The organism is Jeotgalibacillus sp. S-D1 (assembly GCF_004358665.1).
In the GTDB taxonomy this organism is placed as follows: domain Bacteria; phylum Bacillota; class Bacilli; order Bacillales; family Jeotgalibacillaceae; genus Jeotgalibacillus.
This window is the reverse complement of sequence record NZ_SMZR01000003.1, coordinates 25,442-46,774: the sequence shown is the minus strand read 5'-3', so window position 1 is coordinate 46,774 and position 21,333 is coordinate 25,442. Positions and strand designations below refer to the sequence as shown.

The following is a 21,333-nucleotide window of genomic DNA, read 5'->3' as shown; positions in this document are numbered from 1 at the left end:
AGCCAGATTCCAGGCTTGAAGACTCCTATTTTTTATTGATTTATTTCAAATATTGAGTTGGATAATAAACGGAACAAATAATCAGTATGGTTTCTAAATCCGGCTTCGATTCCAATCAAGGTAACGGGCTGATCCTTTTCTTTAACAATTACCGCTTTGTCCCTGGCGGTTTCACTGCCCTTCCAGTGACCTGCCAAGAAGAAGTCCTCTTTGCTGGAGAAGGTGGCGGCAACATCTGTGTTGTCTGTGTTCGAGTACCATACAGGACCATAAACGAATCCGATATCCTCCTTTTTATAGCCGGAGGTGAGGGGGGAGTTAAGGTAATCCACCTTTACAATTCCATTGCTGCTTGAGGAGGCGCGATTAACTTGTACTTCTGTCAGGCCGGCTGATTTTGCTACTTGTGAACCGCCTGATCCTACAGCAATAAAGCCGCCATTGTTATCAACAAACCTTCTTATGTTTTCATTGAATTTGTTTACTTCTTCTGAATTTTCAAGACCAAATTCTTTGTTTGCTTCACTTAAATTAGAGGATACTAGATTTGCAGTTCCGCTGTAAATTAATGTATCGAAATCCTCCAGTCCTTCATTTGCTACTTCCCTGGGATGAACTTCAGTTACAGAAAAGCCAAGCCGCTCCAGGGAAAGCTTTGTTCCTGCGTGGGATTGAACTTTACCCATGCCGCCATCCTTCACAATGGCGATTTTTAAAGCTTGCAGCTGATCCGAATGTTTTGGTGCTTTTTTTGTAATCAAGGTCAATCCGGATTCCTTCACTGCTTGCTGAAGCTTGTTTTGTTTACCCTCTGCATAAAAATGACCATCATTATCTTTTTTGACAGTTACATCTTCATTGAGCAGCTTATTCACCAGGTTCACCGCATTAACAGAAGCATTGGGGATCTGGTAAGGACCTTTGCCAACCAGCTTTCCTTGTTCTTTTACTTTTCGTACTTCGGATGTCTTTACCTTAACATCAGTGTAGGCTTCAATTGCTTCAAATCCCCATAACTCTGGAAGGTTCCAAGCGGAAATATCATACATGGCATCAATGTCATCGGTAATATCTTCACCGTCCCAAAGAAATGCATTAGCCAGTCCTGCTTTTGCCTGGTGTAGATCAATAATATAGGCGCCTTTTTCATAACGTTCGCCGTCTGCTGTAAATGGGCTTACTGCTCTTTCCACTTTAATATCATTTTTGATCAGATGATTGATTACTTGATTAACAGCAGTTGGATCTTTTTTATCTTCAGGGATGATATAGCTTTCAGGATAGAAACTGTCTTCATTATTAGGATGCTCTCCGCTGACACCGCGTTCAAATATCTTTATCTGGTCACGCATCATACCCTGCTTATTATCAAGAGCATATTTCAATGCACCGGTAACTGCGTCGACCTGCCATTTTACCCCATCCAGATCATTCGTTGGAGCTTCCAGGGTGTAGCCGTATCCTCCATGGAGCATGGCGTAGGCAGGGGTATAAATAGGGGGATAAACATCCCAGCCTGATGGTGAATCTCTTAAAGGAATGTGAGTGCCTTTCATAGTTGTGTAAAGCTCTGTTTCATAGTTTTCCTTTTCACTGACTAGTTGTGTTTCCATTGCTTCTGCTTGTTCGTTCATCCATTTATATAAAAGATCATATTCATAGTTTGGATTATGAGGTGGGGTGCCGGGAAGAATGAGACCCGGGTGGTTGGCTTCGCCCCTCTGTTTTACATAACCATGAAGATCAAGCAGCACAAGGGGATTAAGCTCCGCAATCTGCTTTACCGCTGCCTGCGTTTCAGGCTGTGATTGAGTAATAAAATCACGGTTTAAATCGATGCCCTCCGCATTAAATCTTGTTGCATCGATCCGTCCGTCAGGATTGGCATTCACATTGATTACCAGTGTAAAGTTTTTAAGAATTTCTTTTGTTTCTTTGTCATTTTCAAACCCGAACCGTTCGATCAAACGAATGGCTGCATCTGTTCCTACAAATTCTGTCCCGTGGATCGATGCGTGGATAAGAATTGGCGCTTTTATATCAGGGTTTGCTTTTAAGTAGGCCTGTGCTTTTTTAGGGTTATGATTCATTAACTTACGCAGGAATTTGTATTTCTTTTCGCTTTGTTCAGACTTAGGCTCTCCAATTGTAATTGTGTATAAATCTTTTCCGGTAGAGGACTGTCCGGTGATGTCAAGGTCCACCCGCTTACTTTCTTTTTCAAAGCCTTCGAGCTGGTCTTTCAATGAGTCATACGTTATGTAATCATATTTTTCCGAGTTGAATAGACTGTGCTTTCTTTCAGTCGAAGTAATCGTATCGGCAAGGGAATGCTGTGGAGCGATGCTGAAGAGTAAACTTATACTTACGGCGGTTGCAGCAATCGTGTTTTTAATCATTTTTTTCCTCCTGTCAAGTTTTTGTTAAATAATATATTCAGTCAATAAAAAAAGCCTCTTTCTCATAAGAAAGAGGCGTGTTAATCAATATAACCGTTTCTCTCTCTTATCCCTCAGCACGTAGCTGCAAGAATTAGCACCGTATTGACACAGGTCAACCGGTTGCCGGGTTTCATAGGGCTTGTCCCTCCACCAGCTCTTGATAAAAGAGTTTTATTATTGAATTAGACTGAATTATAAAGAAAATAAAGAAATCGTCAACAGATATTGAAAAAAATGGTTCTATAAGACGATGAAAATAATGGAAAATGAGTCAAATGTCCAGCTGCTGAGGGGCATTGCCATCTGCATCAGATGAAAAATCACTGTCCCTTATCAACGGGTCCACCCTAATCGAATCCTTTGGTTCCATTGCGTAACGGAAAAAATAGATAAATGTCCCACCAGCCATACCTAAAAACATCAAAAAACCCAGCGTCGTTACTAACCATAATGTCATTAGAGCCGCCCCCTTTTGTTGATATGTATGTGGGGAGGAGGGGAATTATTTCTAGTAAACATTTGTAAAAATAAGCATAAAAAAGCCGCCCAATAACAAAATGGGCGGCGCAAGAAAGATTAGCTCCAAACTTCAATAATATTACTTTCTCTATTTAACATGGATTCTACAGTAGCTCTGGATAGAATTACTCCGCTTTCACGGTATCTGTTTTTTGGTGAGTCAAAAGTGATTTCTTTATCATTAACCGTAACGTTCTGCTCTCCTTTTGAAAGATGATAACGCAGCGTCAATGGTTTTCCGTAAAGGTTAAACGAAAATTCCAGACCATCCATTGAAGGAGGGAGGACTGGATCTATGATCAATGAATGTGCCTGGTGACGAATTCCGAGCGCATTTGAAATTAACTGATTCATATAAATTCCCGGTCCGCTTGAATAAATGCGCCAGCCGCCTTTAACAGGTACTTCTCCGGTGCGTAGCTTTTCAAAATTGTCCTGCGCTTCATATCTGTTGTTGAATTTGCCGTCTGAACTGCTGAAATACGCATTGCTTTGGCGTTTTTCTGCATTAGGCACGACTGAAGTAATGCCGATTGGATTAATTGTTTCAAGACCTTTCCATACTTCCTCAGTTCGTCCGAGCTTAGCCATGGCTTCGACAAAACGAATATGGGCATGTACATATTGAAGACCGATCTCTCTTCCAAAGTTTGAAGCCTGTTCAGCACGCTTAAAGTGTCTGGTAACGCCGCCGTCGTAATTAGCAGGGCGGTTCATCAGGCGCACTCCATCAGGACAGTAAAATTTTTCTCTGATCAATCCCTCGTATCTTTCAGCTTCCTCGGGTGTTAACAGTTCGCTGATCATGCTGCGGGTCATTGGCAGCAAACGATACTGGATACCTGTTTTTTGATCACTTGGATGCACCATGTTTTCAGGGTTCTCAGGATCTTCAAAATACAAAAACCCAGGGATAACGTCTGTGTTCAGCATATATTTTTTAAAGTCAGACTCAATGCCGGAAGCAAGTTCCATCAATTGATCAGCTTCTGTTTTATCAACGTTTTCAAGGCTTTCCGCCAATGTGCGAATCGTTTGGAAGGTCAGGGCGACAGTCCAGCTGCTGACCATGTATTCTCTCAGCTGCTGGTTGGCCGGCTGAAGCGTATCATCCCAATCGCCATCTCCATATGAAGAAAGGTGCGTGTCATGAAGAAAGTTATCTTTGATCGTTTGAATCTGTTTCTTCAGGTGATCCATAAGCGGAATTGCAGCTTCTGTGAATGAAAAATCATGCCGGTTTGTATAAGGGACAGGCATTTCCAAAATCGAATAGTCACCTGTAGCAGATAAGTAATCAGCTACTACCTTAAGCGGCCACACGATTACATCCCCATGGCTGTGATCATGCTGAATATGCTGATACTCATCAAACATGAACCACTGAGGCCAATCACCTTTGTCCTGATATTGATGAGAATACACGGTTTTTATAATTTCTCTTACACGTTCGTATTGATTGGTGGCAAGGAAGTATTCTGCAGGTCCCTGGCAAACGTCCCGTGTTCCCCAGGCGGCACCGCCATATTGTTCGAGACCATGCGGCACAGAATAATGCACAAGCATATTATGCGTGTACCACCACGCGATGGCATTTACTTTCTCTATGTCCTGATCCTTGTGGGACAATGAAAATCCGTTCATCATATCCTTGTAGTAGGATTTATAGACTGTCTTTTCCTTTTCAAAGTCTAATGCCTGAACCTCATTGAATTCACCTGTTAACGAACCTTCCATCGTGAGGGTCCATTCATCTGCAGCATCTATTTCAATGGACACCATAGAGTCCTGCTGATGATCGATCACATTCATGGGCTTATTAATCGTATAACGGTAGGCTAAATCAGGATGTACATTGGCATTATCAGAACCAGACCCCGCGTAGACATTAAATTGATCCCTATGCACGTCCAATTTGAACGGTGCATCGTATTCATGATTATTCATGGTCAGCTGATTTGTCACGATAAAATCATACGTTTTCTTGTTCAAAGAAGAAACAGTCAGCGTTACCGATTTTTTATCGGCTGCTGTAAAGCTTGTGATCGTCAGCGTATCGTGCGGAAGCTGATAGATCCAGCGTGCATAGTTAAAGCCTATTTCATAAACAGCAGGCATCGTCAGTAAATGATATTGACCGTCCATTTTGACATAGATTCGCTGTCCGGACGTTTTAAAGATGTTTAAAGGATTTCGTACATTTGACATCAACTTATTCATGGATGTGTTTCCGAGCACAAGCTGTGCATTGAAAACGCCTGGCATATAAGAAGTAGAGGTCATAACCGGCTGCGCGCTGAGGCGGTGATTTCCTCCGCTCATTAAAATATGGCCGTGGGAGCGTTCCACCTGAAGCTCTTTTTCTTTTAAAACAATATGTTCAAATGACGGAGTAAAAAATGAGAGAAGGGTGTCTTCCTCCCATTCTTCCAGAATTCGGTCAGGATACATGGTGTTAATTTGATCCAGCGTAAGGGCTGGCGATGAAAGAACAGGCGCATTGGAAAGATGCTGCACCTTTTGTGGAGCAACCAGCTCGAATTTTTCGGTCTGACGGATTGTTTTATTCCATTCTTCCTCAAGATCGCCGATTTCTGAGAATGGTTTTCTAACTGCTTCAGCATGATTTTCTGCCGTGTAGCCATAGAACACAAATGATGCTTTGCCATTTAATTCGATTTGTTCACTTTGAAGGGCGGTATAAGCAAATTCATATTGATAAACTTCATTTGCGAGCCTGTCTTTTGTCAGTGCTTCCGGGAGATTGGTTTCCTTGTAGCTTAGCCCGTAAAATTGAAAACCATCTGTGCTAAAGCCGGTGATTTTTCCTAAAGCGCCCTGCTGTAAATAAGGATAGCGATCACCCTGAGGCTGATTTTGCCTTGAGCATAAGACGTGTCCGTTTTTACTTTCAAATACAGCATGATCTATATACTGGGCAGTGTATGCTTCGTTTGAACGGAGAGCATTTTTGTCAGCGAGTCCGACATCCTGTCCATATACCAGGTCAACCTTGTGATTGTTTCCTTCAAGGTTTATTTCCCAGAACCAGGTGCTTTCCGATGCCAAATGGAAAACAACTTCATAAGGGATGCCAGCTGCTGAACCCGTCCATTTAACCTTGCTTTGAGACTGATAAAAAGAGCTTTGTGATGCTGAGCCGAGCAGGGGATAAAACTGAATAGTCTCCTGGTCATATACACGCAAATAAATATTATTTAATGAGCCGTCGATGGTGTTGCCAAACAGCTGATTAATCATAATATTGTTGGAGGAGAAGTTGTACACATCTCCTGTGGATAAAAATTGAATTGCTGTATTTCCGGCTTTAAGTTGTGGAGTGGTTGTCGTATTAACGATCATTTCGATTGTCCGCCTTCCTTTAGTAGAATAAATGATTGAGAAAAGGTATGTTCACTGCTGCTGCCGATAAATAGTTCAAATGCTCCGGGATCACTTTTAAATGACAGATCTTTATGATGATATCGGAGCTGTTCTTCTGTAATGGAGAAGCTGATTTCTTTTGATTCGCCGGGAGCGAGCGCCAGGCGTGCAAAATCCTTTAACTCCTTCATTGGCCGAACAATTTCGCCGGCAATATCCCTGATATACAGCTGGACAATTTCTTCTCCGCTGACATCGCCTGAATTTGTTACTGTGATCGTGGCTTGGATAGATGATCCAGGTGAAAGTTCAACAGAAGAAAGCTTTAACTCTTCATAGTTGAAATGGGTGTAGCTCAAGCCAAATCCAAACGGGAACAATGGTTTATTTGGCGCATCAAGATATTGAGATACATAGTGTACCTGTGCGTCTGGAGCCCCTTTTGGACGCCCGGTGTTAAAGTGGTTGTAGTAAACCGGCACCTGGCCGACATTAGAAGGGAAGGACATGGACAATTTCCCAGACGGATTGATTTCTCCAAAAAGAAGATCGACTAAAGCATTTCCACCTTCACTGCCGGGAAACCAGGCTTCTAATACAGCATCACTGTGCGATACGACATTCGTTATATCCAGCGGACGTCCATTAAATAAAATCGTTACGACAGGCTTTTTGAGAGCGGCGACAGCCTGAAGCAATTCAATTTGCGGAGCGGGGAGCTGGATGTTTGTTCTGCTGCAGGCCTCACCACTCATATTGCTGCTTTCCCCGAGCGCCATCACGACTACATCCGCATCTGCTGCAGCGGCTAAAGCCTGAGCGATTTGTTCTTTTGACACCTGGTCAATGCTGCTGCCTTCAGCAACAGTAAATGTATTAACTGGCCGTATCTGTTCAAAGGCTTGCCGTAAAGTGACTGCCTCTTCTCTTGCTCCTAAAGCGGACCAGGGTCCTAATAGATCATTGCTCTCTGCAAAGGGGCCAATTAAAGCAACCTTTGCCTGTTTGTCCAGCGGCAATGTCTGTTTATTATTTTTAAGCAGTACCGTTGATTTGGCTGCAAGTTCTTTTGCTGCCTGGCGGTGATCTGCATGCCCGACAATCTCTTTTTCAAGCTCAATATCTGCACCTCTGAATGGGTTTTCAAAAAGACCCAGCTTCTCTTTCAGTGCAAGAATTCTCAGAACTGCCTCATCAATCAGTTCTATCTTAAGAAGGCCTTCCGCTACGAGTGATTCCAGGTGCTGAACATAGCATTCTGTCATCATTTCAATATCTACACCTGCTGTCAGTGCTTTTAGCGCTGCTTCTTTTTCATTTTCCGCTACACCGTGTGGAATCAGTTCCTTCACCGCTCCCCAATCAGAAATTAGAACACCGTCAAATCCCCATTCTTCCCGCAGCAAGTCCCGCATTAATTCTTTATTGCCTGTCGCAGGAATGCCATCCACAGTATTAAAAGCAGTCATGACCATTTCGCACCCAGCATCCAGAGCTGCCTTATAAGCAGGCAAATAGCTTTCTCTAAGCTCTCTTTCTGACATATCCACGGTGTTGTAATCTCTTCCGCCTTCAGCAGCGCCATAAGCTGCAAAATGTTTCACACAGGCAGCCACAGATTCCAGGTTATTTGTTAGATCATTTCCTTGAAAACCCTCAACAAATGCCCTGCCAAAAGCGCTGTTCAAATATGAATCTTCACCGGTAGACTCCATCACACGTCCCCAGCGAGGATCACGTACAAGGTCGACCATCGGTGCAAAAGTTACATGAACGCCTGAAACACTGGATTCCCTGGCTGCTATTTCAGCACTGCGTTTAGCAAGCTTCAAATCCCAACTGCACCCGATTGCTAGGGGAACAGGAAAGATGGTTTTGTATCCATGTATGATGTCGGCCATAAATAGAAGAGGAATACCCAGGCGATTTTGTTCAAGATGTTTTTTTTGAATGGATCTGACCTCAGCAGCTCCTGAGACTCCTAATACAGAACCGGCATTTATAATATGGTTTTCTGTAATCGGCATTTCAGCCATGGGTCCGGTAATATGTCCGGTCTCGGTGGAGCCCTTAAAGAATGGTCCGGCCAGTTGTACAAGCTGAGAAATCTTTTCTTGCAATGTCATGTCAGCGAGCAGATGTTGATACGAAGATGCAGTCATTAGATACCCTCCATTAACTAATTTAGTGAAACGTTTCAATTTATATGTAAAAAAATTATTCCCCAGAATATACAATCAAAAATAAGTTGTTTACTATCGTCATGAATTGCAGAGACTATAGTAACCTGCGTATAAAAGCGCTAATATATCAGTTTCTTTACATTAAGATGTAAAAAGATATTACTTTTATTCTGTGAAATAAAAATGTTTTAAAAAAGAAAATAAAAGAAATATGAAGAAAAGTATTGAAAGCGTATTCACCTTTGATTATAATCAATTTATCGAAACGTTTCAATAAGTTTATTCGAAAGTTTTAAAAACTACTCAGCACATTTGCTGATCAAGGCTGACAGAAATCATAGAAGAAAAAGAAAATCTATACAAAGGAGAGAGATCGTATGAAGAAGAAAAGCATCGTTTATCCATCGATTTTAGCTGTTGCATTATCAGGTGTTTTGGCAGGCTGCGGAGGCGGCGAAAGCGGAGGCAGTGATGATAATACCCTTACCGTGTGGGCAATGGGGGAGGAAGGCAAGCTGTTAAATGAAATGACAGCAGGGTATGAAGAAGCTCATCCTGACGTTAATGTAAAAGTTCAGGCGATCCCTTGGGAATCTGCATATGACAAGCTGCTGACAGCTGTTGCATCCGGCAATGGACCTGATGTTCTTCAACTGGGAACAACCTGGGTTGCTGAATTCGCTGATGCGGGTGCTTTACTGGATTTATCAGAGCATATCGAAGAATATCCTGAGTTTGATCCTGAAAATTACTTTGATGGTGCTCAAACTTCTATGAAATATGATGATCAAATTGTCGGGATTCCATGGTACGTAGAAACACGTACGATGTATTACCGCACAGATTTATTAGAGGAAGTGGGTTATTCAGAGCCGCCAGCCAACTGGGATGAGCTGAAGGATGCTGCTTCAAAGCTTTCTGAATCCGGAGAGGACGTATACGGACTTGATATTGATTTGAACGATCAAATTACCCCATTCATCTTTGCATGGCAGAATGGTTTCGAATTTGACGCAGAAAATCCAAACTTCACTTCCCCTGAATTTAAGGGAGCGCTTGAATATTACACAAGCTACTTTAAAGAAGGCATAAGCACAACCTCTGAAGGAATCGATATTGTACAAGCCTTTAAAGACGGCCAGAAACCAATGTTCTTTAGCGGACCTTGGATGATTAACATCCTGAATGATCAGGCGCCTGATCTTGAAGGCAAATGGGCAGTTGCCCCAATGCCTGCTCAGGAAAGCAATGTGTCAAGCATTGGAGGAGCAAACTTTTCAGTCTTCCATAACTCTGAAAAAGTCGATGAAGCACTGGACTTTATTTCTTATATGAACGAAGTGGATACGCAGCTTGAGTGGATGGAAAAATCAAATACGTTGCCATCGCGCCTCGAAGCATGGGAAGATCCGAAGCTTGCAGATGATGAAATGTATTCAGTTTTTGGCGAGCAGCTGGAAAATACCAAAGGAGCTCCACCAATTAAAGAATGGGAGAAAATTGCCCAGGAATTGCTTGCAACAATCGAAAGAATTAATATCGGCGGTGCTGATTTAGATGAAGAGCTGGAAAAATTCAACGAAAAAGCAGACAGCTTGATCGAATAATTATACTAACAACAGCATTCTTTTCATGCGGTTATTGATAAAAGCAGGTAAGGAGCACAAAGCCTGCCTGCTTTTGTCTGTAGCGCCAGCTGTGTGAAAGATTGTGTGAGATGGGTGGAGTATTATGCTGAACCAACTATTGAAAGGCACGGTGCGTAATCGGCATCCGTTTATTTTTATCGCTCCGGCGTTGATCATCTTAATCCTTTTCAGTTTAATTCCTATTATGATTGCGTTTGTCATCAGTTTTACAGACATGGATCTGAAAGGTCTGGCTGATTGGTCCAATATCAGTTTTATCGGTCTTCAAAACTATACGACTTTACTTGCAGATACGGTTTTTCACAAAGCTTTGTTTAACACCTTTTTTTATGTTGTTATTGGTGTTCCGCTTGTCATCATTTTTTCATTGAGCATTGCCCTGCTTTTAAATTATGGAAAAACCTTAATATTCACTGTGTTTCGTGCAGTCTATTTTATGCCGGCCATCACGAATATTATTGCCGTTGCCGTCGTGTGGGGCTTTTTGTATAACACGCAGTACGGGCTGTTCAATTATGTGCTTTCGCTGGCTGATATTGACAAGGTACTTTGGCTTGAGGAACCGGTTATGGCCAAGCTTTCTCTTATTATCCTGGCAGTCTGGAAGGGAATCGGCATTAATATGATTATCTTTTTAGCTGCGCTACAGGGCATTCCAAACTCGTATTATGAGGCAGCGAAGATAGATGGAGCAAAAAGATGGCAGATTCTTTTTTTCATTACATTGCCGCTTTTGCGTTATGCGATTTTCTTCGTGACCGTTACAACATTGATCGGATGGCTTCAATTCTTCGAAGAGCCGTTCATTATGACCCAGGGCGGTCCGCTTGACGGCACTGTGTCGATGGCACTGTTTATCTATCAAAGAGGATTTCAGTTCAGCGAATTTGGTTATGCTGCCGCTGGTTCATTCGTTCTTTTCATCGTCATTATTATTGTGACCTTGCTTCAATTTAAATTAAAAAAATCAGATGCAGAATATTAATGATGGCTGCACAATAACAGGATCGGGGTGAAAACCAATGTCTTCTGGAAAATCAAAAAACAATACGGAAAGATGGATCGCAACGATACTGCTGATTATTGGCGGCATCATTGTTTCACTGCCGTTCATATGGATGATTTCAAGTTCTTTTAAACCGGAAAATGAAATACTTCAAATTCCGCCGACTCTTATCGCGGAAAATCCAACTTTTCAAAATTATATTGATTTATTTACCAATTTAAATTTTGGAGTCTACTTAAGAAATACCTTGATTATCGTGGCTTTATCGTTTGTGGGATTATTTTTTAACGCGATGGCTGGCTATGGTTTTGCCAAATACCATTTCAAAGGAAAAGAAAAAGTATTTTACCTGGTTCTCGCTACGATGATGATTCCAGGACAGGTAACGATGATACCAGTTTACCTGCTATTAAACGAAATGGGTTTAATCAATACAATGGCCGGTATCGTGCTTCCAGGTCTTGCAGCGGCGTTTAGCATTTTCTTATTCAGAATGTTTATGGCGACGATTCCGACAGATTTAATCGAAGCAGCGAGATTGGACGGGGCAGGGGAGTTTTATATTTTCTTCCGTCTAATTATTCCTATTTCCAAGCCGATCTTCGCTGTACAGGGAATTCTGACATTTATTGCAGCCTGGAACAGCTTCTTATGGCCGTTAATCATAGCCAATGATGAATCTCTTTACACGCTTTCGGTAGGGTTATCTCTGTTAAAAGGCCAGTATGCCAATAACTTTGCACTGCAAATGGCAGGTGCTGCCTTCATGGTCATCCCAATTATCATCATCTTTTCATTTTTTCAGAAATACATCGTGGAAGGATTTACAACTTCCGGCTTAAAATAAACACCGAACAAAAGACATTTCCAGACTGGAATGATAATCTAGATAATAGTAGTTAACAATGAAGCAGTTGGATGAATGGAGGAAAAAGCTGTGGCAACAATTAAAGATGTGGCCAAGCTCGCAGGGGTTGCCATTTCAACAGTATCTTATGCATTAAACGATAGTGAAAAAATCAGCAAAGCCACACGCAAAAAAGTGATGGAGGCAGCCAGAGAACTAAACTATCAAAAAAATGGCTTTGCTTCAGATCTGAAGCGTACCAAAACAAATACCATCGCTTTAATTTTAAGTGATTTGGCAGGACCCTATTATTCAGAGCTCACAACAGGTGTCCAGGAGGTTTCGATGGCAAACGGCTATGACTTAATTGCCTGCAGCTCTCAGGGCGGCCCTCAATCCACAGCGGTAAAGTTTCTAAGGGAGAAACGGGTGGATGGAGCAATTATTTTAGCCCATAATATTTCAGATGAGGATATCGTTGAATCAGCGCGGAAGGGATTTCCAATCATCATCCTTGACCGACATTTAGAAAACGAACATGTGGTCCAGGTGGAGGTTGATAATTTTCACGGCGGTTATGTCGCGACGGAGTATCTGATTCAGCAGGGGATGAAAGAAATTGCTTTTATCAGCGGACCGCCAAAATCTCATGACGCAGATATGCGTTATAATGGATACATGATGGCTTTAAAGGAGCATAAACTTCCCATTCATTCCAAGTGGCGCATGCACGGGGACTTTACCCGTGAAGGCGGCTACAGAGCAACCAAAATGCTGATTGCACAAGGCAGCCTGCCGGATGCTGTGTTCTTTGCCAATGACGAAATGGCCATTGGAGGAATGCAGGTATTCAAGGAAAACAAGATTAAAATTCCGAAGGATATATCGGTTATAGGCTATGATGATATCCAATTATCCGAATTCATGTCACCGCCGCTCACCACCATTCGCCAGCCGAAGTATGAAGCAGGCGCCCTGGCGATGCATTTAATTCTGCAGCAGCTGTCAGGAACAGAAGTAAATCCGTATTATAAGCTATCGACGGAACTGGTTGTCAGGAAGTCGGTTAAATAAAGCAGGACAAAAGACTGGCCAATTTTGGCTGGTTTTTTTGTCAGGATTTTGGGGCCGATAATGCCCATATTGCTTTTTTTACTTTAAAATAATAGAAATCAATCGCGAAGAGACCTATGCCATAGATGACGAGTGAGTAGATGATACTCCACTTATCGTGGTAGCTTACTTTGTTTGCTAATATTGCCAGCAGTTCGAATCCATTTAACAATAAGAAAAAAAGAGAATAAGCCTGCCATCGTTTAAAAGTGGTGAAATAAAGAAGATAAGTAAACCATGCTGCTGTTATCGGGTAATACCCTAAGTCAATTAATAAAGAATTGTATATGGGGACAGTTGTATGCGGATGCAGATGCCATAATCCATGCTGAACACCCAGTTGATTACATGCTACGGCAATGAGTGCGGTAAAAGGAACGATGGTATAAAACAACAGGGGGACTCGACGGTACAAAAAAATACCGGTTATCCAGGGAAGAATAAATCCTAATGTTATATTAAAATTCATAGTAGCCAAGCCTGCTTTCAATCAATTCAACGAATTGATATGTAGTTTTTTGGAATTATTATTATAGTATAGAGATAGCTGGATTAATTATTTATGGTAATTAATGTAATTTTAGCTTTGTATAAAAAACGTCGGACAAATAACAGTCTGGCGTTTTTTAAATGCGGAAGCGTCTGGGGAAACCGGTGTTAAATAAAAAAAGAAAAACAGCCATGAGGATCACGTCTGTTCTTCTGATCTTTAGGCTATTTAGAAAGCAGTTTGTTAATTGCGCTATCCGGCAGGGCTTTTTGTCCGCCGACAATAATATATTCTTCAGCGTCCTTCGCGTATTTCTTAATGGTTGCTTTGGTAGTAGCTTTTGGAGTAGTAGGATGCGTCAAAATAACACCGTTTAAAAAGCCTGCTGCTACTGCTGATGCAGATAGAGCATCCGGGAAGTTTTGACCGGTAGCGATGAATGGGAGGTCCATATCGAGAATCCCCAGTTCAGCAAATTCAGTAACAATTTGGCTGTTTGTATCATATCTGTCCACTCCGCTGATTCTGTCAACGTTAGGGAATTTTGATGCCACTGATTTAGAAATGGCTCCCTCGCCTCCAACTACTAACGTTCCCTCTGGCTTAAGAGTGTTCACATAGGACGCCACAGATTTTGGAACGTCATTTTTCTTCGTTAACAAAATTGGTGTTTCCAGCTGAGCTGCAATTGGTGCAATCGAAAGAGCATCGGCAAAGCTTTGTCCTGCAGCTACAAAAATCCCCTCAGATGGTCCTACTGCTTCGGCGATTTTAACGGAAGTTTGATAACGGTCGCTTCCGCTGATTCGTGTGATTTTTTTCACACCCAAAGCCTTTAATTGCTTTTCCACATCTGCTGAAATAACTGCAGTTCCGCCAATCAAGTAGACCTGAGTTACACCAAGATCTTCAATGGCATATTGTAAACTTTCCGGCACTGAATTTGTATTGGTTAAAAGCAAAGGTGCATCATACTTATATGCCAACGGGGTTGCGCTAAGTGCATCAGGAAAATCACGGCCAGTAGCGATGACTGCCACTTTAGACTTTTCCCATCCTTCATATGCCAGATTTGCTGATGTTTCATAACGATCTTCCCCAGTAACTCGATACGTCGATGGACCTTCCGCAGCTGCAGCTTGTCCAAATGGAATGCTGAGCGTCAGTAGTGCGGCTAAAGCGATTGATTTTTTCATGTTATCCCCCTTGAAAATATTCTATCAAACTCCTTTATTATACTTTTTTGGGGGTATTATTGGCTATAAAATTTTTAGGAATTTAACTTATCTTTTACATAAAATCAATTCGAGTGTGTGTATTGGCAGCTGATGGCTCTGTTGTGATTTTCGTATAGAATGATAAAAGTAAAAGATTGATCGATAAAGCCGGGAAGATGATCGATATATTTGAAAAAGTAATCGATATAATTCAATTTGCCTTTGTAATGTTAGATAAAGTTGAAAAGTTGATTGATATATCCGGGATGTGTTGCGATAAAAGCCTGAAAGTGATTGATAAAACGGAAATGATGGGCGATAAAAACGCAGGGAGGTTCGCTGCACAACTATTCAGGTGGGTACGTAACTGGGTAGCAGCTAATTATGGGGGGAAGCCTCCCCAAATAAACTAAAAACCACTCCCCATGCAAAGGGTGAGTGGTTTTCTGAGATTAATTATTGAAGAAGTTTTCCGTAAAATAGGGCTGAGCATCCTCATTGAAGGCGACGCCAACTCCGAGGAAGCCAAATTCAGGCTTCAGGATGTTTTCCCGGTGGCCGATTGAGTTCATCAGCCCTTCATGTGCATAGACACTGCTGAATTGACCGTACGCCAGGTTTTCACCGGCGACATTGTAGCGGACGCCATCTTCTTTCATTCGGTCAAATGGAGATTGTCCGTCCAGATTGGTGTGGTCGAAATAGGCGTTCTCCGCCATATCGGCACTGTGCTTTCTAGCCGTTTCCCGCACCTGCTCATCCCAGGTTAAATACTGTAAGCCATGATGAACACGGGCGGCGTTTGTCAGATCAAACAGCTGATATTCAAAGCCTTCCTTTAATGCATCAGAAGGTTTTGTGTAAATATTATCCCGGTTATTCTCAAGACTTTCATGAACAATCTGGATGGCAGTTACAGTATCATTTTCGTGCTTGTCGTAAAAGACTGTGACATAGGAATCATCTAATTGATACATATCGTATTCGCCATTGTCCTGAAGCTGATAACGCAGAAGTCCTTTGCGAATGGATGTGAGCGGATCACCGAGTGCGGCTTGAACATCTTCTCTGGAACTTTCAATTGTTAAGCCGTTCGAAGACGAAATTAAGTCCTGGTTGGTGAAAAGACCGTTCACTTTATTCTCATCATTGTAGGACACCATCACAAAGTTACCAAAGTTTTCGTGATAAGCAAACCACTCGGTGTCGAACTCGTTGACGGATTGCCGCTGAGGATCTCCTAATTCCTGTTCTACCTGTTCTTTGGAATCGCCAAGCTGGACATTATATACAGAAAATACCTGCTCAGTTGGAACTGATAAATCCGGTTTTTCTACAGGACTTGATGCTTCTGGTGATTCAATGCTTGGCGTCTGCTGGATGGCATCATCTATCGTAATAATCATGGAAGTAATCGTATCTTGAAATGAATCAAACGCGTCGGACACTGCCGGCGTGTCAACAGCACTCATAACTCTGTCAGAGATTGTATCCATAATGGATAGATCCACATATGGAGATACTTTCTCCTCCCAAAGCGGTTTTGAGATGAACACGGCAACGACTAAAAGGACGAAAAGCAGTAATTTTCTCAAAATTGGTTCACCCCTTCTGCTTATATTCTATCCTAAATGCAGGAGCGGTATAAAGGGAGAGCTCTTTTGTTCATTTAATGTCCATTGTTTATAAATGAATTAAGAACGATATTTAGAATGGATTTAAGAATAGTTCTTAAGCAAACGGGTAGCATTCTTTTAATAAGGGATGATTTTTGTTGGTCAACAAAAAGGGAATTAATGTTAAACTTAAAGAGCGGTATAGTTAATACATGAAAGGATATGAAACTAATTGGGAAGTATTATGGAAACAAAATATAATTTATTGTCATTTTATTTAACATTATTTTGCATAGGCTTAACTTTCTACTCGTTTTATTCTTATGTGGAAGGCTCTTGGTTAATTTCTCCTCCAAATTACATCCTCCTTGGATTCAGTGTAATAGCCTTCATCTTAGGGATTAAAGGGTTAAAAGATAAAAGGAATAGATGGACAAAAGTTAGAAGCTGGTTAACTCTGGTTTTATCATCCTTGTTATCTATTGTTCTTTCCTTAGCAATATTATTTGGACTGCATTTTTCTTCGGGGGCTAACGTATACCTAAAAACAATAAATTCTCCTGATGGTAAATATACAATTGATTTTTATCGTTGGGACCAGGGAGCTATGGGCACATTTGGTGTAAGAGGCGAATTAAACGGTCCTCTCTGGATAAAAAAGAGAATCTATATACAAAAAAGAACTGAAGACGTTAATGTAGAATGGGAAAGCAATGATGCGGTGTTGATAAACAATCATCTTCTTAATCTGGATAACGGTGAAACTTATGGTTATTAAATATGTGAAACATTTACTTAAAGGAAGGGGACGGGATTATTTAAGAAACAATATTTTTAACAGGTAATGAGAGAGGGGAACCTAATCTCATAATATTGGAGGTTTATACAGTATGGAATTTAGATTTGGGGACAATTTTGCTATCTTCCTTCCCTCGTTACATCACAATTATTGCAATCATTATTATCTTCATATTAGTAAGGTGGAGTAAGCAATCATTTTTTTATACCTGGTTCGCAGCAAAAGGAACCATCCATCTAAATTGAAAGCAAGTATTATAGGACTTTGCATAGCAATTTATCAACTCATTCTTCAATATGTCGGGTGGTTTTGAGAATTCCATTATAGAAATTAAAGAGGTGAAATACAACAAAGTGGAAATTCGGCTTACAGATTTTAATGATGACTGGTCTCAAATGTTTCAGACGGAGGTAGAGTTCCTTCAGACAATATTTTGCGAAGAAATAATAAAGTGTGAGCATTTTGGGAGTACTTCAGTTCGTGGAATGAAATCAAAGCCTGTAATCGATATGATGTGTATTGTTAAAAATATAGAGAAGGTTGATGTCTTCAATAACCAAATGGAGTCATTTGGATATGACATAGCTGGAGAGTGGGGTATTACAGGTAGAAGATTATTTAGAAAAGGCGGGGACAGTAGAACTCATCATATTCATTTTTATCAATTTGATAACCCTGAAATTGAACGGCATTTAATTTTTCGAGATTACCTGAGGTCTCATCCTGAAGAAGTAGATAAGTACAGTCGCTTCAAAGAAGACTTAGCTAACCGTTACAAAACTACAAGGGAATACAGTCCAGCAAAAAAGAAGTTTGTTAGTGAAATGGAACAAAAAGCACTCTGTTGGTATTCGGAAAGTCAAACGGAGCGGGGGAAATAAAATGAATCCTTTAAAGTTAAATGTACCCACACAATTAGAAACAGAACGATTAATACTCCGAGCCCCGCATCAAACAGGAGACGGGAAAATTGTAAATCAAGCAATTAGAGATTCCTTTTATGAATTAAAAGCGTGGCTGCCATTTGCTCAAGAAATGCCTACTGTTGAAGAAACAGAGATAAATTTAAGAAATGCTCATATAAAATTTTTAAGCAGAGAAAGTTTTCGTTTTCTTATTTTTGATAAAGATAACTATGACTTTATTGGGACAACAAGTCTACAGGGGATTGACTGGGATATTCCTAAATGTGAAATTGGATACTGGGTAAACACTAAATTTAGCGGTAATGGATATATGACAGAAGCAGTAAAGAAAATAGCTAACTTTGGGTTAAATACTATTAACCTTAGAAGAATTGAAATAAGGTGTGAATCAACAAATCTTAAAAGTCGTGCTATCCCAGAAAAACTCGGGTTTGTATTCGAGGGCACTTTAAGACAAGATGATTTATCCGCAGATGGCAGCAAGCTGACTGATACCTGTTTTTATTCAAAAATAAAGTAATATTTTGATGCCAAGATCGCAAGCTGCTATGGCACTTTTTTTATTGAACTGACGGGGAAGGATAATTTAACAAGCAATTAGGACTTTATGATAATAGGAAAAAGGTGGTGAAAAATTAATTGTTAAAGATTTTACACATTATTTTATCAATAACAGGTATTTTATTTGCAGGGTACAGTTTGATTACTGGGAAATTATTGCTTATTTTGCTGATAACGGATACGACACCCTCATCATTGGGATATTAATTGTACTTGTATGGATATTGGCAGCTATTAATGTGTACACACTTACAACGGGAAGAACGATTGGTACGAAGACAAGCAAGCGTATACAGGAATTTGATAGAGATTCGTTTGGGAGAGAAACGTTGGAAGCGGAACAAAATTATAGAAACGGTCGTCGCCAGTGTTTTAGGTGTGGGGTTTGCAGCAGGATATATACTCCTCTTCGGTTTTAACCCTATAACACTTCAGTTTCCCAGCTTTTATTTCCCACTTTTTGGGTCGTGGGTAGGATACAATGCTGGTGAGATTTCTAGAATAAGCAAGTTGTAAAGGGAACTTGTAAACATATAGAAACTTTTGTTCACCTGGCGGATAGGAGTTACATAAGGAGTTGGTTTCTCCAGTGATATATCCCGAAATTTTGGTTCCTGGGAAATTACAAACAGCAGCTGTTCAGTTAATGATTCAAATAGCTGCTGTTTGATTATTAAATGACGATGGATCCATCAATTTAGCCTTTATAGCTAACTTTTCCTGTCTCTGCTAATTCTTTTAGTCCCATAAACATTAAGTTCCAACCATGTTCAGTTTGGTCGTGATGCTCTCCAAGAGCTTTTTCAATATCTGCTTTGGTCCAGTTTTCCTCAGTATCAACGTGTATAAGGTGTGTAAATGTCATTTCACAGCCTGTATCAACGTCTCTTAACTCAACAGTAATTGTATCTGCTAACTCACTAAACTGAGGCATTTTAAAAGTAAATACCAACTTATTTGGCGGGTCTATTATAAGGTATTCCCCTACTGCTCTGTAATCTTTTCCTTCTCTATGGTCCACGATCTCCCATGTCCCACCCACTTGGGGATCATTCTGAGCGACCTTATTTGTCCCTTCAAGTGTAAATAACCACTTTTTCATCATTGCTGGATTTAGCCATGCGTCAAAAACTCTTTCAGCTTTTACATCAAATTCTCTTTTCATTGTTAAGGTCGTCGTTCGAATATTGTTCATAAGATACCCCTTTCAACTAGTTAATGTTCCTTCTTTTTCGCTTTCAATATCTCACTTTCCATTAGATCAAAACGCTTACTCCAAAATTTCTCATAAACGCTCAACCATTGAGAAGCTAAAGCAAGTGTTTCGGCATTGATACGACAGGTGTGGGTCCTCCCTTCTACTGTTCGTTGGATTAACCTTGCTTTTTCCAATACTTTAATGTGTTTAGAAGCGGCAGCTAAAGACATATCAAAAGGTTTTGCCATTTCAGAAACGGTCTTTTCCTTCTCAGAAAGAAGGCGGATCATTTCTCTTCTCGTAGCATCAGCAAGCGCATGAAATATTAAATCTAAGTTTTCGTTATTATGTTCAACCATGTAATTAATTATATAGACCCTACCATTCTATAGTCAACCAAATGGTTGAATATTAATACTCAAAGTTGCGAGGCTCTCTACTTAAAAGCCACGCCGACCTTAGAAATAGAGATTAAAGAGTTTACTCATAGGGAAGAAGAGGAATTCCTCCTCAATGTAAACCATGTTTTAAAGGAATGATTGACCATTTTATCGAAATAAAGACTTGTTGAAGTACCAGCGCTGTTTAGTTCAATAAGCAGGGTTTCTTTGGTGTGGAGTGGAATAAATAAATATATGTAAATTAATGATTAATAAGTTTGAGACTACTGTTTTTTTGTTGCGAATAAAATTAAAGGATGAGGGAGGTAGTAAAATGGGAAAAGTTATTATTCATGCGACCATAACACTTGATGGCTTTATGGCCGATACGGACGGAGGCATTGATTGGATGTTCGGCTTTTCGTCTGTGGACGAAGATGAAGCGATCGTTAGTAAAGTTATGGAAGAATTAGGAGCCATAGTCGGCGGCGCTAACAAGACACAGACCATCGAGGAAGGTGAATTACCGTACGGAGGTATGTTGAAGATTCCGGTATACGAAATGACTCACGAGGCTCATGAACCGATCGAAAGGGACGGCATCACCTATACTTTTGTCGTTAATGACATTACGCATGCAGTCGAAGCGGCCAAAGCCGCCGCCGGAGATAAGAGTGTAGCGCTTCTTGGAGGCAGCATCTCCCGGCAGTGCCTAGAGCTTGGATTAGTAGATGAAATCCAATTACACGTAGTACCGCTGCTGCTGGGTGACGGCATTTCATTATTTGAGGGGCTCGGACAGCAAATTAAGTTGGAGCGGATAGAAACAGCTGCCTTTGCGAGCGAAACCCATCTGCGGTACCGTGTAGTCAGCAGTGGATTAAAAAGATGACAAGCGTAGAACAACTTAATGGCTGAACTCACACTAGCAGGAAACACCCGATCCTCTCCTAGTTGTCCTAAAGGCAAATAATTTATCAAACTAGTTTTTGATTTCAAAAGAG

At 40.8% G+C, this 21,333-nt stretch carries 18 protein-coding genes and 1 riboswitch; of the genes, 9 read left to right on the top strand and 9 right to left on the bottom strand.

Going from position 1 to position 21,333, the window contains the following annotated elements; genetic code table 11:
• Nucleotides 1-32 precede the first annotated feature (32 nt).
• The 4 genes from E2R51_RS11015 to E2R51_RS11000 form a co-directional block, all read right to left on the bottom strand.
• Nucleotides 33-2,399: a M14 family zinc carboxypeptidase gene (locus E2R51_RS11015; protein ID WP_133377137.1), complete on the bottom strand. Its 2,367-nt coding sequence runs from the start codon at nt 2,397-2,399 to the stop codon at nt 33-35.
• 103 nt (nt 2,400-2,502) lie between these two features.
• Nucleotides 2,503-2,608: riboswitch (SAM riboswitch) on the bottom strand.
• A gap of 104 nt (nt 2,609-2,712) precedes the next feature.
• On the bottom strand, nt 2,713-2,898 hold the full coding sequence (locus tag E2R51_RS11010; RefSeq protein ID WP_133377136.1) for a hypothetical protein: 186 nt from the start codon (nt 2,896-2,898) through the stop codon (nt 2,713-2,715).
• A 119-nt stretch (nt 2,899-3,017) separates the two neighbouring features.
• The gene (locus E2R51_RS11005) at nt 3,018-6,323 is read right to left on the bottom strand and encodes a GH36-type glycosyl hydrolase domain-containing protein (RefSeq protein WP_133377135.1); all 3,306 of its coding nucleotides are present in this window, start codon (nt 6,321-6,323) and stop codon (nt 3,018-3,020) included.
• Nucleotides 6,320-8,506, bottom strand: a complete 2,187-nt coding sequence (locus E2R51_RS11000; protein WP_133377134.1) for a glycoside hydrolase family 3 N-terminal domain-containing protein — start codon at nt 8,504-8,506, stop codon at nt 6,320-6,322. The genes E2R51_RS11005 and E2R51_RS11000 overlap by 4 nt, the downstream gene beginning before the upstream one ends.
• Before the next feature lie 398 nt (nt 8,507-8,904).
• Here E2R51_RS11000 and E2R51_RS10995 point away from each other — a divergent pair, with 398 nt between their 5' ends.
• The 4 genes from E2R51_RS10995 (at nt 8,905) to E2R51_RS10980 (ending at nt 13,103) form a co-directional block, all read left to right on the top strand.
• Nucleotides 8,905-10,134 (top strand): sugar ABC transporter substrate-binding protein, encoded by a 1,230-nt coding sequence (locus tag E2R51_RS10995; RefSeq protein ID WP_133377133.1) that lies wholly within the window; start codon nt 8,905-8,907, stop codon nt 10,132-10,134.
• Between the two features lie 124 nt (nt 10,135-10,258).
• Complete coding sequence (locus E2R51_RS10990; protein WP_133377132.1) at nt 10,259-11,161, top strand: carbohydrate ABC transporter permease; 903 nt, start codon at nt 10,259-10,261, stop codon at nt 11,159-11,161.
• 37 nt (nt 11,162-11,198) lie between these two features.
• Nucleotides 11,199-12,029, top strand: a complete 831-nt coding sequence (locus E2R51_RS10985; protein ID WP_133377131.1) for a carbohydrate ABC transporter permease — start codon at nt 11,199-11,201, stop codon at nt 12,027-12,029.
• Nucleotides 12,030-12,119: 90 nt separating this feature from the next.
• Nucleotides 12,120-13,103 carry a LacI family DNA-binding transcriptional regulator gene (locus tag E2R51_RS10980; protein WP_133377130.1) on the top strand — a complete coding sequence of 328 codons (984 nt, stop codon included), beginning with the start codon at nt 12,120-12,122 and terminating at the stop codon, nt 13,101-13,103.
• Nucleotides 13,104-13,143: 40 nt separating this feature from the next.
• Here the strand turns inward: E2R51_RS10980 and E2R51_RS10975 are convergent, their stop codons facing one another.
• Together E2R51_RS10975 and E2R51_RS10970 are read right to left on the bottom strand one after the other, a co-directional pair.
• Nucleotides 13,144-13,611 carry a hypothetical protein gene (locus E2R51_RS10975; protein WP_133377129.1) on the bottom strand — a complete coding sequence of 156 codons (468 nt, stop codon included), beginning with the start codon at nt 13,609-13,611 and terminating at the stop codon, nt 13,144-13,146.
• Nucleotides 13,612-13,856: 245 nt separating this feature from the next.
• Nucleotides 13,857-14,828: a cell wall-binding repeat-containing protein gene (locus E2R51_RS10970; protein WP_133377128.1), complete on the bottom strand. Its 972-nt coding sequence runs from the start codon at nt 14,826-14,828 to the stop codon at nt 13,857-13,859.
• Between the two features lie 176 nt (nt 14,829-15,004).
• Between E2R51_RS10970 and E2R51_RS10965 the strand changes: the two genes are divergently transcribed.
• Complete coding sequence (locus tag E2R51_RS10965; protein WP_133377127.1) at nt 15,005-15,262, top strand: hypothetical protein; 258 nt, start codon at nt 15,005-15,007, stop codon at nt 15,260-15,262.
• Nucleotides 15,263-15,301: 39 nt separating this feature from the next.
• Here E2R51_RS10965 and E2R51_RS10960 read toward each other — a convergent pair whose 3' ends face one another.
• Nucleotides 15,302-16,444: a CAP domain-containing protein gene (locus E2R51_RS10960; protein ID WP_133377126.1), complete on the bottom strand. Its 1,143-nt coding sequence runs from the start codon at nt 16,442-16,444 to the stop codon at nt 15,302-15,304.
• Nucleotides 16,445-16,709: 265 nt separating this feature from the next.
• On the opposite strand from E2R51_RS10960, the gene E2R51_RS10955 reads away from it, so the two are divergent.
• The 3 genes from E2R51_RS10955 (at nt 16,710) to E2R51_RS10940 (ending at nt 18,710) form a co-directional block, all read left to right on the top strand.
• Nucleotides 16,710-17,243 (top strand): DUF5412 family protein, encoded by a 534-nt coding sequence (locus tag E2R51_RS10955; RefSeq protein WP_133377125.1) that lies wholly within the window; start codon nt 16,710-16,712, stop codon nt 17,241-17,243.
• Nucleotides 17,244-17,617: 374 nt separating this feature from the next.
• Entirely contained in the window at nt 17,618-18,145 is a 528-nt protein-coding gene (locus E2R51_RS10945) for a GrpB family protein (protein ID WP_133377124.1), read from the top strand.
• Between the two features lies 1 nt (nt 18,146).
• On the top strand, nt 18,147-18,710 hold the full coding sequence (locus E2R51_RS10940) for a GNAT family N-acetyltransferase (RefSeq protein ID WP_133377123.1): 564 nt from the start codon (nt 18,147-18,149) through the stop codon (nt 18,708-18,710).
• Between the two features lie 738 nt (nt 18,711-19,448).
• Here the strand turns inward: E2R51_RS10940 and E2R51_RS10935 are convergent.
• Nucleotides 19,449-19,946 (bottom strand): SRPBCC family protein, encoded by a 498-nt coding sequence (locus E2R51_RS10935; RefSeq protein ID WP_133377122.1) that lies wholly within the window; start codon nt 19,944-19,946, stop codon nt 19,449-19,451.
• Nucleotides 19,947-19,966: 20 nt separating this feature from the next.
• Nucleotides 19,967-20,308 carry an ArsR/SmtB family transcription factor gene (locus E2R51_RS10930; RefSeq protein ID WP_133377121.1) on the bottom strand — a complete coding sequence of 114 codons (342 nt, stop codon included), beginning with the start codon at nt 20,306-20,308 and terminating at the stop codon, nt 19,967-19,969.
• 355 nt (nt 20,309-20,663) lie between these two features.
• Between E2R51_RS10930 and E2R51_RS10925 the strand changes: the two genes are divergently transcribed.
• Nucleotides 20,664-21,221 carry a dihydrofolate reductase family protein gene (locus tag E2R51_RS10925; protein ID WP_133377120.1) on the top strand — a complete coding sequence of 186 codons (558 nt, stop codon included), beginning with the start codon at nt 20,664-20,666 and terminating at the stop codon, nt 21,219-21,221.
• Nucleotides 21,222-21,333 lie beyond the last annotated feature (112 nt).

Excerpts from the sequence above, each read along its gene's own strand:
- E2R51_RS11010 (WP_133377136.1), bottom strand. The coding sequence starts at position 2,898 with ATGACATTATGGTTAGTAACGACGCTGGGTTTTTTGATGTTTTTAGGT.
- E2R51_RS11005 (WP_133377135.1), bottom strand. The coding sequence starts at position 6,323 with ATGATCGTTAATACGACAACCACTCCACAACTTAAAGCCGGAAATACA.
- E2R51_RS10995 (WP_133377133.1), top strand. The coding sequence starts at position 8,905 with ATGAAGAAGAAAAGCATCGTTTATCCATCGATTTTAGCTGTTGCATTA.
- E2R51_RS10970 (WP_133377128.1), bottom strand. The coding sequence starts at position 14,828 with ATGAAAAAATCAATCGCTTTAGCCGCACTACTGACGCTCAGCATTCCA.
- E2R51_RS10935 (WP_133377122.1), bottom strand. The coding sequence starts at position 19,946 with ATGAACAATATTCGAACGACGACCTTAACAATGAAAAGAGAATTTGAT.
- E2R51_RS10975 (WP_133377129.1), bottom strand. The coding sequence starts at position 13,611 with ATGAATTTTAATATAACATTAGGATTTATTCTTCCCTGGATAACCGGT.
- E2R51_RS10930 (WP_133377121.1), bottom strand. The coding sequence starts at position 20,308 with ATGGTTGAACATAATAACGAAAACTTAGATTTAATATTTCATGCGCTT.
- E2R51_RS10990 (WP_133377132.1), top strand. The coding sequence starts at position 10,259 with ATGCTGAACCAACTATTGAAAGGCACGGTGCGTAATCGGCATCCGTTT.
- E2R51_RS10985 (WP_133377131.1), top strand. The coding sequence starts at position 11,199 with ATGTCTTCTGGAAAATCAAAAAACAATACGGAAAGATGGATCGCAACG.
- E2R51_RS10940 (WP_133377123.1), top strand. The coding sequence starts at position 18,147 with ATGAATCCTTTAAAGTTAAATGTACCCACACAATTAGAAACAGAACGA.
- E2R51_RS10925 (WP_133377120.1), top strand. The coding sequence starts at position 20,664 with ATGGGAAAAGTTATTATTCATGCGACCATAACACTTGATGGCTTTATG.
- E2R51_RS10955 (WP_133377125.1), top strand. The coding sequence starts at position 16,710 with ATGGAAACAAAATATAATTTATTGTCATTTTATTTAACATTATTTTGC.
- E2R51_RS11000 (WP_133377134.1), bottom strand. The coding sequence starts at position 8,506 with ATGACTGCATCTTCGTATCAACATCTGCTCGCTGACATGACATTGCAA.
- E2R51_RS11015 (WP_133377137.1), bottom strand. The coding sequence starts at position 2,399 with ATGATTAAAAACACGATTGCTGCAACCGCCGTAAGTATAAGTTTACTC.